Below are 450 nucleotides of genomic sequence, written 5' to 3'. Positions count from 1 at the left end.
TTGAGGGCAATATCCTGAACCTGCGCGATATTGAGCAGGGCATGGAGCAAATCAATCGCGTGCGCAGCACGCCGGTACAGATTGAAATCCTGCCGTCCGATAAACCCGGCTACTCCATTGTTAATCTGACGGCCACCCCGGAATTCCCGCTCTCTGCCTCCGTAAGCTTTGATAACAGCGGCCAGAAGAGCACCGGCACCGGGCAAATTAACGGCTCGCTGACAGGGAATAACCTGTTGGGGCTGGCTGATAAATGGTTCGTCAGCGGCGGGCGCAGCAGCGATTTTTCATCATCACATAACGCGCAAAATTTCCAGGCGGGTGTCAGCGTGCCGTACGGCTACAGCCTGCTGGATTACAGCTATAGCTGGAGTAACTACCTCAGCACCATCAATAACAACGGTTTTAACTGGGCTTCAACCGGTGACAGCCAGACACATCGTTTTACCG

General features: G+C 54.0%; 1 protein-coding gene. It reads left to right on the top strand.

The window, feature by feature from the left end; genetic code table 11:
• The coding region (locus MUA00_RS00180) for a ShlB/FhaC/HecB family hemolysin secretion/activation protein (RefSeq protein WP_271121234.1) at positions 1 to 450 on the top strand (450 nt) is incomplete at both ends.

It is taken from the genome of Dryocola boscaweniae, from assembly GCF_025215095.1.
GTDB lineage: Bacteria > Pseudomonadota > Gammaproteobacteria > Enterobacterales > Enterobacteriaceae > Dryocola > Dryocola boscaweniae.
Note: the sequence above shows the minus strand (reverse complement) of the source record. Positions and strands in the feature narration are given on the sequence as shown.